At 40.5% G+C, this 14,786-nt stretch carries 18 protein-coding genes; 6 read left to right on the top strand and 12 right to left on the bottom strand.

All coding sequences use genetic code 11. The features are described 5' to 3' along the window. Positions 1-54 precede the first annotated feature (54 nt). From SNAG_RS02680 to nrdR, 8 genes are all read right to left on the bottom strand, one after another. Positions 55-345 carry a hypothetical protein gene (locus SNAG_RS02680; protein WP_096406280.1) on the bottom strand — a complete coding sequence of 97 codons (291 nt, stop codon included), beginning with the start codon at positions 343-345 and terminating at the stop codon, positions 55-57. Between the two features lie 132 nt (positions 346-477). After that, entirely contained in the window at positions 478-1,074 is a 597-nt protein-coding gene (locus SNAG_RS02675; protein WP_096406279.1) for a LemA family protein, read from the bottom strand. 160 nt (positions 1,075-1,234) lie between these two features. Next, on the bottom strand, positions 1,235-2,086 hold the full coding sequence (locus SNAG_RS02670; protein ID WP_096406276.1) for a TPM domain-containing protein: 852 nt from the start codon (positions 2,084-2,086) through the stop codon (positions 1,235-1,237). A 228-nt stretch (positions 2,087-2,314) separates the two neighbouring features. Continuing rightward, positions 2,315-3,625 (bottom strand): ribosome biogenesis GTPase Der, encoded by a 1,311-nt coding sequence (gene der, locus SNAG_RS02665; RefSeq protein ID WP_001207709.1) that lies wholly within the window; start codon positions 3,623-3,625, stop codon positions 2,315-2,317. A 13-nt stretch (positions 3,626-3,638) separates the two neighbouring features. Continuing rightward, the gene (locus tag SNAG_RS02660; RefSeq protein WP_096406274.1) at positions 3,639-4,352 is read right to left on the bottom strand and encodes an NADPH-dependent oxidoreductase; all 714 of its coding nucleotides are present in this window, start codon (positions 4,350-4,352) and stop codon (positions 3,639-3,641) included. Continuing rightward, entirely contained in the window at positions 4,349-5,245 is an 897-nt protein-coding gene (gene dnaI / locus SNAG_RS02655) for a primosomal protein DnaI (RefSeq protein ID WP_096406271.1), read from the bottom strand. The genes SNAG_RS02660 and dnaI overlap by 4 nt, the downstream gene beginning before the upstream one ends. Then, positions 5,246-6,409: a DnaD domain protein gene (locus tag SNAG_RS02650; protein WP_096406268.1), complete on the bottom strand. Its 1,164-nt coding sequence runs from the start codon at positions 6,407-6,409 to the stop codon at positions 5,246-5,248. After that, positions 6,410-6,883 (bottom strand): transcriptional regulator NrdR, encoded by a 474-nt coding sequence (gene nrdR, locus SNAG_RS02645; protein WP_001203676.1) that lies wholly within the window; start codon positions 6,881-6,883, stop codon positions 6,410-6,412. A gap of 140 nt (positions 6,884-7,023) precedes the next feature. On the opposite strand from nrdR, the gene SNAG_RS02640 reads away from it, so the two are divergent. Genes SNAG_RS02640 through SNAG_RS02630 form a run of 3 tightly spaced genes read left to right on the top strand, consistent with a single transcriptional unit; the run spans position 7,024 to position 8,833 of the window. After that, on the top strand, positions 7,024-7,389 hold the full coding sequence (locus SNAG_RS02640; RefSeq protein WP_096406266.1) for a GntR family transcriptional regulator: 366 nt from the start codon (positions 7,024-7,026) through the stop codon (positions 7,387-7,389). 4 nt (positions 7,390-7,393) lie between these two features. After that, the gene (locus SNAG_RS02635; RefSeq protein WP_096406263.1) at positions 7,394-8,089 is read left to right on the top strand and encodes an ABC transporter ATP-binding protein; all 696 of its coding nucleotides are present in this window, start codon (positions 7,394-7,396) and stop codon (positions 8,087-8,089) included. A gap of 15 nt (positions 8,090-8,104) precedes the next feature. Next, complete coding sequence (locus SNAG_RS02630) at positions 8,105-8,833, top strand: hypothetical protein (RefSeq protein ID WP_096406261.1); 729 nt, start codon at positions 8,105-8,107, stop codon at positions 8,831-8,833. Positions 8,834-8,864: 31 nt separating this feature from the next. Here SNAG_RS02630 and SNAG_RS02625 read toward each other — a convergent pair whose 3' ends face one another. Together SNAG_RS02625 and SNAG_RS02620 are read right to left on the bottom strand one after the other, a co-directional pair. After that, entirely contained in the window at positions 8,865-9,560 is a 696-nt protein-coding gene (locus SNAG_RS02625; RefSeq protein WP_049490044.1) for an LrgB family protein, read from the bottom strand. Continuing rightward, a complete protein-coding gene (locus SNAG_RS02620; RefSeq protein WP_096408816.1) occupies positions 9,557-9,931 on the bottom strand; it encodes a CidA/LrgA family protein in 375 nt (124 codons plus the stop codon). The genes SNAG_RS02625 and SNAG_RS02620 overlap by 4 nt, the downstream gene beginning before the upstream one ends. A gap of 196 nt (positions 9,932-10,127) precedes the next feature. On the opposite strand from SNAG_RS02620, the gene SNAG_RS02615 reads away from it, so the two are divergent. The 3 genes from SNAG_RS02615 to trxA all read left to right on the top strand — a co-directional run bounded on the left by SNAG_RS02615 (position 10,128) and on the right by trxA (position 11,159). After that, complete coding sequence (locus SNAG_RS02615; RefSeq protein WP_084971259.1) at positions 10,128-10,508, top strand: MarR family winged helix-turn-helix transcriptional regulator; 381 nt, start codon at positions 10,128-10,130, stop codon at positions 10,506-10,508. A gap of 99 nt (positions 10,509-10,607) precedes the next feature. Beyond that, a complete protein-coding gene (locus tag SNAG_RS02610; RefSeq protein WP_096406258.1) occupies positions 10,608-10,829 on the top strand; it encodes a DUF4649 family protein in 222 nt (73 codons plus the stop codon). A gap of 15 nt (positions 10,830-10,844) precedes the next feature. Then, on the top strand, positions 10,845-11,159 hold the full coding sequence (gene trxA, locus SNAG_RS02605) for a thioredoxin (protein ID WP_001029581.1): 315 nt from the start codon (positions 10,845-10,847) through the stop codon (positions 11,157-11,159). A gap of 95 nt (positions 11,160-11,254) precedes the next feature. Here trxA and SNAG_RS02600 read toward each other — a convergent pair whose 3' ends face one another. Continuing rightward, positions 11,255-11,923 (bottom strand): MIP/aquaporin family protein, encoded by a 669-nt coding sequence (locus SNAG_RS02600; protein WP_096406256.1) that lies wholly within the window; start codon positions 11,921-11,923, stop codon positions 11,255-11,257. Positions 11,924-12,141: 218 nt separating this feature from the next. Next, a complete protein-coding gene (locus tag SNAG_RS09950) occupies positions 12,142-14,700 on the bottom strand; it encodes a hypothetical protein (RefSeq protein ID WP_269456850.1) in 2,559 nt (852 codons plus the stop codon). Positions 14,701-14,786 lie beyond the last annotated feature (86 nt).

The following is a 14,786-nucleotide window of genomic DNA, read 5'->3' as shown; positions in this document are numbered from 1 at the left end:
TAACAAGAAAGAAAAAAGGACTAGAAGCTCGTCTAGTCCACCAATTTTTAATGTTTAATTTCCCAAGAATGCAGGCAATATCCCAAAATACAAAAAGAGATTGATCCAGAAGGCCAAGCAAAAGATGATGCCAAAGATGAGAAGACTGATTTTTTTAATCAGCACGGAGTATAGGATAGATAAAACACCAAAAACCACAAAGAGTTTTCTCATAACGAAATAATATACTGAAACTCCTCCTATTTGCCAATCCCAAGGAAGAAAAAACATGAGGAACCAGAGAAGGCAAATCGTAAGGATATATCTCTTGTAGTGCGCTTCAAGAAAGGCTTTTGTTTTCTCCATAGCAAACCTCCATTTGAGTCACTGTCTCTTCCCTTTTATTATACCAAAAAAACCTGGAAAAGACTTTCCAGGTTTGAGTTTGAAATCACTAGTCTTACTAGAGAAATTACTTTATTCATATGCTGATTCACTTTATTGACTTGATGAAGAGGTTCCAAAATCAACCTTAGGAACTGTCTTGGCTTCTTCAGTTTCTTTAAAGGTTTCAGCTTCTTTAAAGTTCATCATATTCGCAAAAAGCACGGTTGGAAAACTTCTCAACTTTTGATTGTACTCGGCTGCGACTTTATTATAGTCCTTGCGTGCTACAAAGATACGATTTTCACTGCCTGAAAGTTCGACCATTAGTTGCTCAACATTTTGATTGCTCTTGAGTTCTGGATAATTCTCCGTCAAGGAAATCAAGCGGGAAAGAGCTGAGCTCAACTCTCCCTGAGCCTTTTGGTTTTCTTCCGATGTAACAGAGCTACTACCGATTTTAGCTCTAGCATCCGCAATCTTGGTAAAGACTTCGGTTTCATGATTCATTTGTCCTTTAACGGACTCCACCAAGTTACCAATCAAGTCCGAACGACGTTGGAGGGCTGTCGAGACATCGGCCTGAGCCTGCTCCACCTTAGTCTGTTCACCAACCAGAGCATTATAGGTCGTCACTGCGGAACAACTTCCCAGAACTAGTAGTCCAAAGAAAATCGCCACTATTGAGAGAATTACTTTATTTTGTTTCATATCAAAACCTTAACACTTTCTTTTATCAACTTTTCTGAGAAAATACTCAGATTTTAAATCAATTTCCCAAACTTTGTTTTTATTTTTAATTAAGGAGTGAACTGTTGCAAAGGAGTCACCTTACTGTATGGAGAAATCGGTTTGAGTAATATATGATCACTCACCAGTCATCAGACGAACCACCGCCATCAAAGCCACCGCCGTCCCAGCCACCAGATGAGTCGGATCCTGAGTCAGACCAAGAGGAACCTGAATCTGATGAGTCACCGCCCCACCAGCCACCGCCAGAATCATCGCCATGTGAACCACCACCACGACCTCCAGATATAAATCCGATAATCATCACGATGAAGTAAATGAGAATTCCAAATCCGATAACTCCGTCACTCGAACTGCTTTTTCGATGACGTCGTGAAGAACTCCTCTCACCAGCATACCTTTCCAGTTCCCTTAAGCGACTAGAGTTGGTAGTATAGTCGTAACTACTTTTAGAACTTGAAGCAGTCGTACTCGATCCACTATAAAACATGTAGTTGAGATTGTTTGCTATAGAAAGAACTCCATTGCTGTAGTCTCCCTTTTGAAAGTAAGGTCGTGCTGTTTTCAAAAATCTATTGGTCTGATAGTCTGTGATCTTACTTGCCACATTATTACTGGTTTCAATCCGTGATTTTCTATCCTCAACAGCGACCACAATCAAGGCGCCGTTGTTGTCTCCCGAGTAGCCAATCTTCCAAGCTCTAGCTGTTTCGTTGGCGACAGTCTCGATTGTTTCTCCATCTAGGCTTTTCACAACGTAAACGCCCATCTGGAATTTTTCTGATTTTTTACTATTGACATTATTCAATTCCCGAATCTGACTTATAGTCTCATCCGTTAGATAGTGATCTGGGTCATAGATCCCGTACTCAGGTTTTTCAGGTGCTGTGAATGCTGACAAGAAGAGAAAGACCATCAGCAACCCAAGCAAGCGAACCAACAAACTATGTTTAAATAATCTGCTTTTTTTCATAATATCCTCCCTGATAAAGGAAAATTGATTTAAGGAATTATAGCATTTTGATTTTTACAAAGAAAGTGCATTTTCATTACAAATAGATTACAAAAGCTAGGAAAATGATTGAAATTTGATGACAGATTCTCCTCCAATTTGGCAGGTTCTTTTCTCCCCTTTTAGTATAGAAAAAAGAAGACTATGAAGTCTTCTTTTAGTTTATTTTTGTAGAAAAACAAGCAAGGTTTACTTTCGTTTTCTCGCGATCAAGTGAATCGGTGTTCCCTCAAAGACAAAGGCCTTGCGGATTTGATTTTCCAAGAAACGCAAGTAAGAAAAGTGCATGAGTTCTTCTTCGTTGACAAAGATGACAAAGGTTGGTGGCTTTGTTGCCACTTGGGTTGCGTAGAAAATCTTAAGGCGCTTGCCTTTGTCTGTCGGTGTTGGATTGATAGCAATGGCATCCATGATGACATCGTTAAGCACCGCAGACGGAATACGCGTGTTTTGGCTTTCACTGATTTGCTTAATCATCTCAGGCAGTTTATGGAGACGTTGCTTGGTGAGAGCGGATACAAAGACAATCGGAGCATAAGGTAGGTATTGGAATTGCTCACGGATATCCTCTTCCCATTTCTTCATGGTGTGGTTGTCTTTCTCAAGGGTATCCCACTTATTGACCACGATAATCATCCCTTTACCGGCTTCATGGGCAAAACCTGCGATACGCTTGTCGTACTCACGGATACCTTCTTCGGCATTGAGGACCATCAAGACCACGTCAGAACGGTCAATGGCACGCATGGCACGCATGACAGAATATTTCTCCGTATTTTCATAGACTTTACCAGACTTACGCATACCAGCTGTATCAATCATGGTAAACTCTTGTCCATCCGTATCTGTAAAATGGGTATCAATGGCATCACGCGTTGTTCCAGCTACTGGACTAGCAATCACGCGGTCTTCTCCCAAAATAGCGTTGATCAAACTTGATTTTCCAACGTTAGGACGGCCAATCAAGCTAAATTTGATCACATCTGGATTTTCTTCTTCGACTTCGTGTGGTAGATTTTCCACAATGGCATCCAGCACATCACCCGTACCAATACCGTGGACAGACGAAATTGGCAGCGGTTCGCCCAATCCTAGCGCATAGAAATCAAAAATATCATTTCGCATTTCTGGGTTGTCAACCTTGTTAACGGCAAGGATAACAGGTTTATGGGTTTTATAGAGTTTACGGGCTACGTATTCATCCGCATCTGTAATCCCTTCTTTCCCAGAAACTACAAAGACGATGACATCCGCTTCTTCCATAGCGATTTCTGCCTGGTGTTTGATTTGCTCCATGAAGGGAGCATCGACGTCGTCAATCCCTCCAGTATCAATCATACTAAAGGAACGATTGAGCCACTCACCCGTTGCATAGATACGGTCACGTGTCACACCCTCGACATCTTCTACGATTGAGATTCGCTCACCAGCGATTCGGTTAAATAGGGTTGATTTCCCAACATTGGGACGTCCTACAATGGCAACAGTTGGTAAGGCCATATTTTCTCACTTTCTACAATAACTTTTTCTGTTCTAGATTCTTCCGAGTTGAACGAGGTTCGACTTGACCAAACTGCTCTGCCAAACGCTGACTCCAAGAGGTCGTCGCACGCGCACCAGCATAGTCTGCCTGTACTTTGTCATAGTCCAAAATCGCTGCAACAGGCTGTTCTTGGTATTCTTCTTCAAATACCACTTGGTTCAAAGGCAGTCTTGGTTTGACCTCGTGTTGTTGATCTGGCACGCCAAGGGCAATCCCAAAAACAGGGTAGGTATAGTCAGGTAGGTTAAAAAGCGCTGCCACTTCTTCTGACTTGTAGCGGACTAAACCGATGATAACACCACCATATCCCAGACTCTCAGCAGCAAGCAAGGTATTTTGCCCCGCAAGCGCAGCGTCAACAGACGTGATAAGGAGGCCTTCTACCCCTTGAGGTTGGAAAGTGTCCGTATGAAGACTTGCTCCCTTTTCAGCTCGGTTCAAGTCACCGACAAAGAGCAAAAAGGCAGCTGACTGGCGAATGGCTTCCTGAGGAACCAATTCATATAAGGCATCTTTCTTCTCTTGACTACGTACAAGAATCACAGAGTAGGATTGGAAATTTTTCCAAGATGACGCCATTTGAGCAGCAGTCAAAATCTCGTCCAAGTCCGCTTGAGGAATTTCTTGCTCCTTAAAGCGACGAACTGAAGTATGGGCTTTCATCAGTTTAATGGTTTCTGTCATCGGCGATTTTCTCCTTCTAGTCTGGTTTCCTCAGCTAAATAACGGATTCGTTCCATGACCCGTCTAGCTTCCCAAGTCTCGTCATTTCCATTCTTTCCTTTGGAAAAATGTTTTTCCAAATCTTGGAAATTAAAGTTGGAAGTAAAGAAGGTCGGCAAATCTTCCTGCATACGATACTGGAGAATAACTTGGAGAATCTCATCACGCACCCAAGGTGTTGACTGCTCTGCACCAATATCATCCAAGACCAAGACTTCTGCTAGCTTGATGTCATCCACCAAGGTCTTCACAGATCCTTCACCGATGGCATTTTTCACATCAATGACAAAGCTTGGATAGTGGAGAATAGTTGTTGAGGCCCCACGTTTTTCAGATAGGTCATGAGCTAAGGCTGCCATCATGAAACTCTTACCAACACCAAAATCTCCGTAAAGATAGAGGCCTTTTCGGATGCTTGGATAAAGGTCAACAAAGGCATAGAGTCTCTCAAAAATCGGCAAACGGCCTAGATCATCTAGGTCAATCTGAGCCAATTTCGCTTTCTTAAGGCTTGCTGGTAGATTGATCAACTTGAGACGATTTTTGATTGCCGCCTCTTTTTCTGCCGCGATTAGTTCTGGTGTTTCTTCATAAGACACATCCGCATAACCGTGATTCATAACCAAGATAGGCTTATAGCCACGCGCTATATAGTCCGCATCCCCACGAAGAAACTTATCCCGTTCTGTGATATATTGGTTGAACTTGGAGATGCTACGATTTAACTCCTCTTGGCTGAGGGATTCTTTCTGGATAAAAGCTGCTACATCTGGGTCTTTCATAATCTGCTGGACTAGGTCCTGATACTGAAAACGACTTGTCTGACGTTTGATTACATCACCAACACTTTCCATCTAGTCTCCTCCTTCTTCTAATCGGGCTAACATTTCTTGTTTTTTGCGTTCTAGTTCCAGACGAGTTTCCTCACTGGTTTGATTCTTGTATTCTGGATTACTCCACTTAGGAACATTTGTCTTAGTTGAGCTGACCTTGTTTTTCTGTTCTTCTTGCCCTTTTTGCCGACGCTCTCGAATCCGAAGCACAGCTTCCTCTGCTGTTCGAATCTTGTGATAAGCGTAGTCATTTGCGACCTTCATGGCGTATTTTTCATTGACATTGGCCGAATCAACCTTGTTAAAGGTTAGAAGCAAGATGATATTGATGACTTCATCCAACAAGCTTAAAGACGCCATCTGGTGAAGGAGTTCTCTTTCACTTTGGGTGATGTTCCCCTTACGCGTTTGCTTGATTTCCGCTAAAAAGTGCAGGGGAGTTTTATTTTTGGCTTCCCTGATAATGGTCATTTCTTTGGGGCTAAAGTCAGAAGATGCTGGTTTTTGTGCTATCTTTTCACGCATGCGTTTGACTGAAATAACCTGAGCTACTGCTGTCGCCTTGGCTAATTGATAAGTTTCAAACCAGGTCCATTTTTTTTCATCTGCGATGGCAAACAATTCCAAAACATCCGTCTGCTCGTCTTTAAAACGCAAACCATCTCGAGCCATCAGGCGCTGGAAATGTTCCAAATCAAAATCATTTTTTAACTTGCTTTTAGACTCGCTTGGAGTCACTTCGTCAGTCAGGGTTGGAAAGACTTGACTCAAAGAAACAGAGAGTGCTTCTCCCTCACTTGGAGCCTGCTTCATGGAAGCGACTGCAGTATCCCCAATCTTTTTCTCTAATAATCTACTATAGACAGAATGGCTTAGAAATTCTTGACTGGAGAGGGGAGAATGGAGCTGCAATTCATAGTTCTCCCCCTTCTGATAAAGGGTCAACAGATCTAAGGCAGATAAGACTTTAAAGGATTGGAGCAAGGTCGGCATGCCGAAGTTTAAGTGATTGAGGATATGGGAAAAGAGGTGTTCTTTTTGCCCACCATCCCAAAAGGTAATGGCATATAGATAGAGGCTCAGCGCCTCCTGACCGATAATCGGGAGGTAGCACTGCACCAGAGAAGAGGTATCTTGCGACACCCGATTATTCTTTAGAAAAGAAAAACGGTCATTTGGTTTCATCTATTTTTCCTTTTTCTTCTTAGAGGACTGGGTGATTTGCTGGAGCAGACTCTCCAACTCACTTACATCCTTAAAGCTACGGTAAACACTGGCAAAACGAACATAGGTAATCTCATCCAGCTCTGCCAATTCTTCCATGACTAAAGACCCAATATATTCACTTTGGATCTCATTCTCACTGCGACTACGGAGTTTTTGTTCGATGCGATTGACCACCATGCCGATTTCGTCACTTGAAACAGGGCGTTTCTGGGCTGAGCGAATAATCCCATTAAAGATTTTATCTCTCGAAAACTGCTCACGTGTACCGTCTTTTTTGACGACGACCAGCGTTCTTTCTTCTACTCGTTCATAGGTTGTAAAACGATGCTGACACTCATCGCACTCACGTCTTCGGCGGATGGTATTTCCTTCTTCGGCTTGTCGACTATCAACAACACTTGACTTTGTAGCCCCACATTTTGGACAACGCATGCATTTCCCTCCTTGTCGTTTTCTTTTCATTATACCATTTTTTGAGCAATTCCCAAAACAATTCTTATTTTTACTTGACAAGTTTTTTGTTTTATTGTATTATTTGATTAGAACAAGAAAGACAAAGAAAGGAGACTATGATGTCCTGGTCATTTGATAATACAAAACCGATTTATTTACAGATTATGGAAAAAATCAAACTACAGATTGTTTCCCATGAACTGGAACCCAACCAACAGCTCCCTACCGTGAGAGAACTGGCGAGCCAGGCTGGGGTCAATCCTAATACCATTCAGCGCGCCTTATCTGACCTTGAACGTGAAGGATTTGTATACAGCAAGCGAACAACTGGTCGTTTTGTCACCGAGGATTTGGACCTCATCGTTCAGTCCCGCAAACAACTTTCCGAGGAGCAACTGCAACACTTCGTCTCTTGCATGCTCCAATTTGGCTACCAAAAAGAAGAACTGCCAAATGTATTAAGTGATTATATCAAAGGAGTTTAAGACTATGACACTACTAGCACTTGAGAATGTATCAAAATCTTATGGAGCAACTGCGGCACTTGACAATATCTCACTAGAGATCTCAGCCGGAAAGATTGTCGGACTCCTTGGACCAAACGGATCCGGGAAAACAACCTTAATCAAACTGATCAATGGCCTCCTTCAGCCCGATAAAGGACGTGTCCTCATTAACGGACAGGATCCAAGTCCAGCCACCAAGGCGATTGTCTCTTATCTGCCTGACACAACTTATCTCAATGAAGAGATGAAGGTTAAGGATGCTCTAACCTATTTTAAAACCTTCTATCAAGATTTCAATCTCGAAAGAGCCCAACACCTGTTAGCTGATCTTGGCATTGATGAGAACAACCGCCTCAAGAAACTATCAAAAGGGAACAAGGAAAAAGTTCAACTCATCCTGGTTATGAGCCGCGAAGCTCGTCTTTATGTCCTCGATGAACCGATCGGTGGAGTGGATCCAGCTGCCCGTGATTATATCCTCAATACCATCATCAACAACTACTCACCAACCTCTACGGTGCTGATTTCAACCCACTTGATTTCAGATATTGAGCCAATCTTGGATGAGATTATCTTCCTCAAAGACGGAAAAGTCGCCCGACAAGGAAATGTTGATGATATTCGTTACGAGTCAGGTGAATCCATTGACCAGCTCTTCCGTCAAGAGTTCAAGGCTTAGTTAAAGGAGATTATTATGTTTTGGAATTTAGTTCGCTATGAATTTAAAAATATCAATAAATGGTATCTTGCACTCTACGGTGCTGTACTTGCAATTTCAGTTTTGATTGGAATTTTTATTAGCAGTCTTAGCCCTAGTTACAACCCTGATAATACAGGCTATCTCATTTTCTTTTTGATTTTAGTCTTCGGAGGACTCAGTGTCACTCTTTGGATTGCAACAATCTTTTTAATCATCCGAAGATTTAAGGGTAGTGTTTATGACCGCCAAGGTTACTTGACCTTGACTTTGCCTGTCTCCGAGCACCAAATCATCATCGCAAAACTTTTAGGTGGTCTTGTCTGGTCCATCTTAAGCTATATCGTCTTTATCTTGAGTATATTGATTATCTTCTTCTTAACACCAATAGAAAAAGACTTCACTGCTCTCTATAACTTCATTTCCCCTTACCTCAGCTACGGCTGGCTGTATGCCCTATCACTATTTGTCAGTTCTATCGCATGGATTTTATCCATTTACCTCTCCATCTCTATTGGGCAACTCTTTAACGAGTATCGAACAGCAATGGGAATTTTAGCCTATATCGTCATTTCCATCGTTATTGGTTATATCACTTTCTTCTTAAGAGTTGACAATGACTTTAACGTGATGGCTGGTACAGAAATCTTACGCGATCTCTTTTTATCGGCTATCTACTATCTCGGAACCTACTATATCTTAAAAAACAAGGTTAATTTGCAATAAAAAATGCCCAGCTAGAAAGCTGGGTTTTTCTTTAACTCAATATCAAACTGGCTACGATGGGGCTTACAAAGACGTAGAGAATACCGGTGACACCGATAGCCAAGCCACCCATAGCTCCTGCTACAGAACCGTATCGAAAAGCCGTACCCGTTCCGACAGCATGACCTGTTCCACCAAGGGAAAGTCCCACCGCAACTGGATCATCAATTTTCAACCACTTCAAAAGGGTTGGTCCGATAACACTGGTCAAAATCCCAGTCGCCACTACGACGACCAAGGTCACAGTCGTCAAACCTTGCAATTTTTCTGTGATCCCCACTGCCATGGCGGTTGTCACTGACTTGGGAAAGAGAGAAATAGCTAGGAAGAAGTCCATGCCAAATATTTTCGCAACTAAGGCTGTAAAACTAGTATTGACAACTACTGCTAACAGACTACCAAAGAGAATACTCCGTGCATGGTGCTTCATCAGGTGAAAACTCTTGTAAAGCGGAATCCCTAGAGCCACGGTCGATGGGACTATCAAGTTGTTCAGATAAACCCCACCTTGGTAATAATCTTGATAAGAAATACCCGTCGCCTTAAGGAAAATAATGATAAAAATAGCCGACAACAGCAAGGGTGTTGTCAATGGATGGGGAAAACGTCTGTAAATCAACATCCCTACTAGATAAGCTAGGATAGATAATGCAATTCCAAATAGGGGATTGGAAACAAATTCACTCATTTGGCGTCTCCTTTCTCATAATCTCCCTCAAACCGTCGTTTGATGAACTGAACCACTAGGGCTATAAGGATAATATTGATAACAGCTGCAAAAAAGACAATCAAAACGATAGGCAAGAGGTAAGGGGCAATCACATCAAACTTTTCCATGATTCCCACTGCTGGTGGCAAAAAGAGAATGGTCATATTGGCCAGCAAGAAATTCCCGACCATATTGACATGCCTGATCCGTAACCACTTGAACTGTAGGGCTAGAAAGAGAAGCAGCAACCCGATAATACTGCCTGGGATGGGCAGATGAAAGAAACTAGAGATTCCCTCACCGATCAATGAAATCACAAAGAGAATCATTAATTGAACATATAATTTCATCCTAAACTCCACGAAATAGACTTCTTGCATACCAGTTTACTCTTTTTTCAGAAAATTTCAAGGAAATATTGGAATTCTTCTTGCTTGCAAGGATTAGATAAAAGTAGTATAATCATTGCATGCGCAATCATCTTGTGTTACAAAGATAATCAGTAATGACTTTGTGATTTTTACTTTGAAAAGAAAGGAGAAAACAATGACCTACTTAGAAAAATGGTTTGACTACAACCGTCGTCAAAAGGAAATGGAAGCCATGTTAGAAGAAACCATCGCCCAACAGAGTGAACAAAGGTTGACCTTAAAAGAGTTTTACCTACTCTACTATCTGGATCTAGCTGATGAAAAATCCTTACGACAGATTGACCTGCCAGATAAACTCCATCTTAGTCCGAGCGCTGTTTCTCGAATGGTGGCCCGACTAGAAGAGAAAAACTGCGGTTTGCTTAGTCGCCGGTGTTGCGATCAGGATAGACGGGCTAGCTTTATCTGCCTGACTGACGAGGGACAGACAACTCTAGCTTACCTGCAAAAGGCTGTCGAAGAAAGACTGGAGACGAGTCTTGATTTCATTTCGTAATCAGATTTTTTAAAAAAAGGTTGCGTGCGCAATCATTTTTCTTGACATTCCTCTTTCCAAGGAGTAAAATAAAGTCAAGATCGAACAAAGGAGTTTTATATGATCGAAATTACCTACCTAGATGCCAGCAAGCAAAAGAGAACCATGACTTTCGAGTCATACCAAGACTTTGAACGTTCTCAACAAGCCTGCCTTATAGGTGTCGCGGATTACTACACTGTCCAAAAATTAACCTACAATGGTCATGATTTGGACTACCATGGGACTTATGGAGATGTCTTCTTCTATCTCATGAAACAAGATTTAAGCCAATATAACTAAAAAAGGAGAAATACAATGGCAAAAGCAATTACAGATGCAACATTTGAACAAGAAACAAAAGACGGTTTGGTCTTGGTAGACTTCTGGGCAACTTGGTGTGGTCCATGTCGTATGCAAGGTCCAATCTTGGACAAATTGTCTGAAGAACTTTCAGAAGATGTCTTGAAAATCGTTAAAATGGACGTTGATGAAAATCCAAACACAGCTCGTGCTTTTGGAATCATGTCTATCCCAACCCTTCTCTTCAAGAAAGATGGCCAAGTTGTGAAACAGGTTGCAGGTGTTCACACAGCAGAACAAATCAAAGCCATCGTTGCTGAATTGAGCTAATCACGAAACACTCCCATTCAAAAAGGGAGTGCTTTTTTGTTTGCATAGAAAAAGCCCTGTTCCTCAAACTGAGAACAGGACTCTTTTTTCGTTTCTTATTCTTCTGTTCCAAGGCAGTTTTTCGCAACAAGAGCTGCAAGAACACCACCAACGATTGGAGCAAGGATGAAAATCCAAACTTGTTGAAGGGCTGCGCCACCTACCAATACAGCAGGAGCCAAGCTACGAGCTGGGTTTACTGAAAGTCCAGTGATGTTCAAGCCAGCTAGAATCAAAGCTGTCAATGACAAACCGATTACCAAACCAGCAATCGCACCATTTCCTTTGCTTGCTGATGTTACAGTCATGATAACCAAGACAAACAAGAAAGTTGCGATGACTTCAAACAAGAAACCACCAAAGACAGTGACACCGTTTGCCAAGGCATTTTCACCAAGACTAGCAGTTGACATGCCTGAGTTAGACAAGAGGAAGAATACTGCCGCTGACGCAAGGAAAGCTCCAACTACTTGTCCAAGGATGTAGTTTACAAGTTCTGAAGATGACAAACGTTTGTTTACAAACATAGCGATCGAAACAGCTGGGTTCAAGTGAGCACCTGAAACAGTTCCGATTGAGAAAGCTGCGACTACAATTGCCAAACCAAAGGCAAAAGCAATTCCAAGGTGTCCAAGACCTTCAACACCATTCCCAAAAACAACAGCTCCTGTTCCGATGAACACAAGCATAAATGTACCGATTAATTCAGCAACAAATTTTTTCATGATAAGTCTCCTTTTTTCAAACTATGTATTAGTCTATCAGAAGGAGGAAAGGGTTTCAAGAAATTTGATTGGAAAGTTCATACACGTTGCAATATTGTTTTCAAATTTTGTATATTTTTAATGTATTACAATTAGTTGTAAATCTCTATATTTGATGGTTATACTATACTGAATAAAATGAGAGTTTGTATTAATCTTTTTAAATAGCATAGAACTCTCTATTTAATCCATTCCCCATTGTAATTGACATGATATCCATCAGGTGTAGTTGTATTGACTGCTAAGGCACCTGAACCATATGCATAATACCATTTCCCTGAAACAGTGAACCATCCTGTTTGCATAGAGCCTGAGCTATTCAAATAGTACCATGAGCCACTTGATTTGACCCATCCTGTTTGCATATCCCCTGAACCACTGAGATAATACCACGAATTACCTGATTGAATCCATCCAGTCTGCATCCAACCCGAGCGATCAAAATGGTACCATTTCCCATTGATTAGCTCCCATCCATTAGATGTATAGGAACCATTGTTGTGTCTGTACCACCAACGACCAGAAGATTGAATCCAACTTCCTTTTGAAGCAAGTCTTACTTTTAACTTATAGGCTTCAGATACTTTGATGTATTCTTTCTTAGCAGTTTCCTTTTTAACTTTTGCATTTTTTAATTTAGCATTTGCATTTTCAAGTGCTTTTTTTGATTCCTCAAACTTCTGTTTAGCGATAATCAAACTTTTTTTAGCTTCATCGAGTTTTTTTGGAGCATTTTTGAGATTTGTAACATATTGATGTGCTGTATCCAACTCTTTTTTAGCATTTTTAAGTGATTGTTCAGCAGTCTTAACGAATTTTATCTTATCGTTTTTGACTACTTTCAATCGATTTAGTTCAATCTCTTGTTTCAAAAACTCAGTTTTAGCAGCACTCAGCAAAGTTTGTTGTTTACTCAATTCTGCTTGTGCTGATTTCAAAACGTTTAGCTTAGCTTCATTTTGTTTTGTCAAATCCACAAGACGTTTTTTAGATTTGTCTAGTTCTTTTTTATCTTTATCTAAAGTCGTTTTAGCAATGGTAAGGTTATTGTTTAGAGACGATAGTTTTTCATTTGCCACAGTCTCTTCATTTCTTTGTTTTCGATTAAAATTATCTAAAGCTTCTTTCGCTTTAGTATAGGCTGGATTTTTAGGATGTGTGATTTCATTCCAAACATAACGGAAGATTATTTTAGGTAAGAATTTTACTCGTTTCCCATTAAAGTAAAATTCGCTATAATCTGGATTACTATCTTTATTTTCTGCTGTTGCTAAAAAATAACTACTATACCCTTTAGCTCCAGAAGGAAGTATTCCATAAACATCTTTATTCTCACTAATAAATGTTAATACTCCATAATTACCATAGCTTGTTTTTTCGCTAGAGGATGCTCCGACAGCCATCCCTGTCCCAGAAGCTGCTAGCAATGGAATTCTATGACCATAGTTACGTCTATGTGCTTCTTTTGGATCTGATGAGCCATATAACGAGGCATTTCTATAATCATTAAAGTAAGATAAGACCGCTTTATAAGCAAGTTCTTTTTCACTTAACAGGCTCTTTTCTGGAACCGAACCAGCTGTTGCATTTTCAGTCGCATCCTTAAAACCAAAATCTTGATTTTTCAATTTTGTATCATGTGACAATTTATTATTTGCCACCATTTCATCCGCTCTTGCTTTTCCATATCTCAAAGCCTTGTCAGTCACAGCTGGCACTGGAATATCAATACCATTGATTCTACGCAATTCAATTAAGTATTTACGAACTTCTTCAGAAACCTTTTTATAATCAACCACATGAGGATCGCTGACATAATCTTTAGATGAAACAACGATAGTTTCTGTTCTTTCTCCGCTAAAATTCACATCTTCATTTGCAGCAACATAGTATGTCTTCCCATCACTTCCTACGAAAGTTTTTTCCTCAAGTGGAGGAGTCTTGGAATCACTCTCGCTAACAGAATTTGATTGAATCTCGTGAGGGACCGTAACTGTTAAAAACTCATTCCCAGCTGATTTTAAATTCTTTTCAAGAGTAGAACGGTTCTTATTTCCTCTTTCCACAAGTGCTTTTCTTTCTTGTTGAGCTTTTGAGAACTCACTAGTTAAAGAACTCACTTTAGCTTGGTCAGCTTTCACCTTCACATCTAATTTCTCAGTTGCTTGTTGAAGCTCGCGTAGTGTATTCCAATCAAAAGCTTTCTCTGCTACCCTTACTTTGTCTTGTGCCTTTTTTACGTCTGCTGCTCTTTGATCAACCTGAGTTTTTGCCTTATTAACAACTGTTTGTTGGTTCTCGACACTTGTCTGAGCTTGTTTCTCACCTTGTTTTACTTCTGACAATCTTTCTTCTGACTTCCGAAGTGTTGTCTGTTTAGCAACAAGATCCTTTTCAGCATTTTTAATTTTTTCAGTAGTAGCTTGTTCAGCAAATTCTTGAGCTTGTTTTAAAGCGTCATCTGCTTTGTTCTTATTTGTTACAGCAGATGCATACTCTTGTTGCGTTTTATCAACAATCTTCTGAGCATTTTTTTCTTCATCAATTGCTTTGTTTAGTTTGACTTCTGCATTTTTAACGTCCGATTCCGTCACTTCTGCCTTTTTTGTTTCAACTTGAGTAGCATTAACTTTGCTAGATTTCTCGTTTATTAATTCATCTGCTTTTACGTGATTAGTAAAACCAGTTGCCATTGCTGTTGCCAGGCCCAAACCAAGCAATACTTGTTCCTTTTTCATTAATCCAACCTTTCTTTTTAAGCGTTTACATTTTATATTTTATCATATATTTCTATATTTTTAAAGAATTACGATATTCTTAGAAA

Origin of the sequence: Streptococcus sp. NPS 308, assembly GCF_002355895.1 — a bacterium.
GTDB lineage: Bacteria > Bacillota > Bacilli > Lactobacillales > Streptococcaceae > Streptococcus.
The sequence above is the reverse complement of the archived record's forward strand: the minus strand, read 5'-3'. Positions and strand labels throughout refer to the sequence as shown.

Bases quoted from the DNA above. Each gene is read 5' to 3' on its own strand.
- SNAG_RS02680 (WP_096406280.1), bottom strand. From the start codon at position 345: ATGGAGAAAACAAAAGCCTTTCTTGAAGCGCACTACAAGAGATATATC.
- SNAG_RS02675 (WP_096406279.1), bottom strand. From the start codon at position 1,074: ATGAAACAAAATAAAGTAATTCTCTCAATAGTGGCGATTTTCTTTGGA.
- SNAG_RS02670 (WP_096406276.1), bottom strand. From the start codon at position 2,086: ATGAAAAAAAGCAGATTATTTAAACATAGTTTGTTGGTTCGCTTGCTT.
- der (WP_001207709.1), bottom strand. From the start codon at position 3,625: ATGGCCTTACCAACTGTTGCCATTGTAGGACGTCCCAATGTTGGGAAA.
- SNAG_RS02660 (WP_096406274.1), bottom strand. From the start codon at position 4,352: ATGACAGAAACCATTAAACTGATGAAAGCCCATACTTCAGTTCGTCGC.
- dnaI (WP_096406271.1), bottom strand. From the start codon at position 5,245: ATGGAAAGTGTTGGTGATGTAATCAAACGTCAGACAAGTCGTTTTCAG.
- SNAG_RS02650 (WP_096406268.1), bottom strand. From the start codon at position 6,409: ATGAAACCAAATGACCGTTTTTCTTTTCTAAAGAATAATCGGGTGTCG.
- nrdR (WP_001203676.1), bottom strand. From the start codon at position 6,883: ATGCGTTGTCCAAAATGTGGGGCTACAAAGTCAAGTGTTGTTGATAGT.
- SNAG_RS02640 (WP_096406266.1), top strand. From the start codon at position 7,024: ATGTCCTGGTCATTTGATAATACAAAACCGATTTATTTACAGATTATG.
- SNAG_RS02635 (WP_096406263.1), top strand. From the start codon at position 7,394: ATGACACTACTAGCACTTGAGAATGTATCAAAATCTTATGGAGCAACT.
- SNAG_RS02630 (WP_096406261.1), top strand. From the start codon at position 8,105: ATGTTTTGGAATTTAGTTCGCTATGAATTTAAAAATATCAATAAATGG.
- SNAG_RS02625 (WP_049490044.1), bottom strand. From the start codon at position 9,560: ATGAGTGAATTTGTTTCCAATCCCCTATTTGGAATTGCATTATCTATC.
- SNAG_RS02620 (WP_096408816.1), bottom strand. From the start codon at position 9,931: ATGAAATTATATGTTCAATTAATGATTCTCTTTGTGATTTCATTGATC.
- SNAG_RS02615 (WP_084971259.1), top strand. From the start codon at position 10,128: ATGACCTACTTAGAAAAATGGTTTGACTACAACCGTCGTCAAAAGGAA.
- SNAG_RS02610 (WP_096406258.1), top strand. From the start codon at position 10,608: ATGATCGAAATTACCTACCTAGATGCCAGCAAGCAAAAGAGAACCATG.
- trxA (WP_001029581.1), top strand. From the start codon at position 10,845: ATGGCAAAAGCAATTACAGATGCAACATTTGAACAAGAAACAAAAGAC.
- SNAG_RS02600 (WP_096406256.1), bottom strand. From the start codon at position 11,923: ATGAAAAAATTTGTTGCTGAATTAATCGGTACATTTATGCTTGTGTTC.
- SNAG_RS09950 (WP_269456850.1), bottom strand. From the start codon at position 14,700: ATGAAAAAGGAACAAGTATTGCTTGGTTTGGGCCTGGCAACAGCAATG.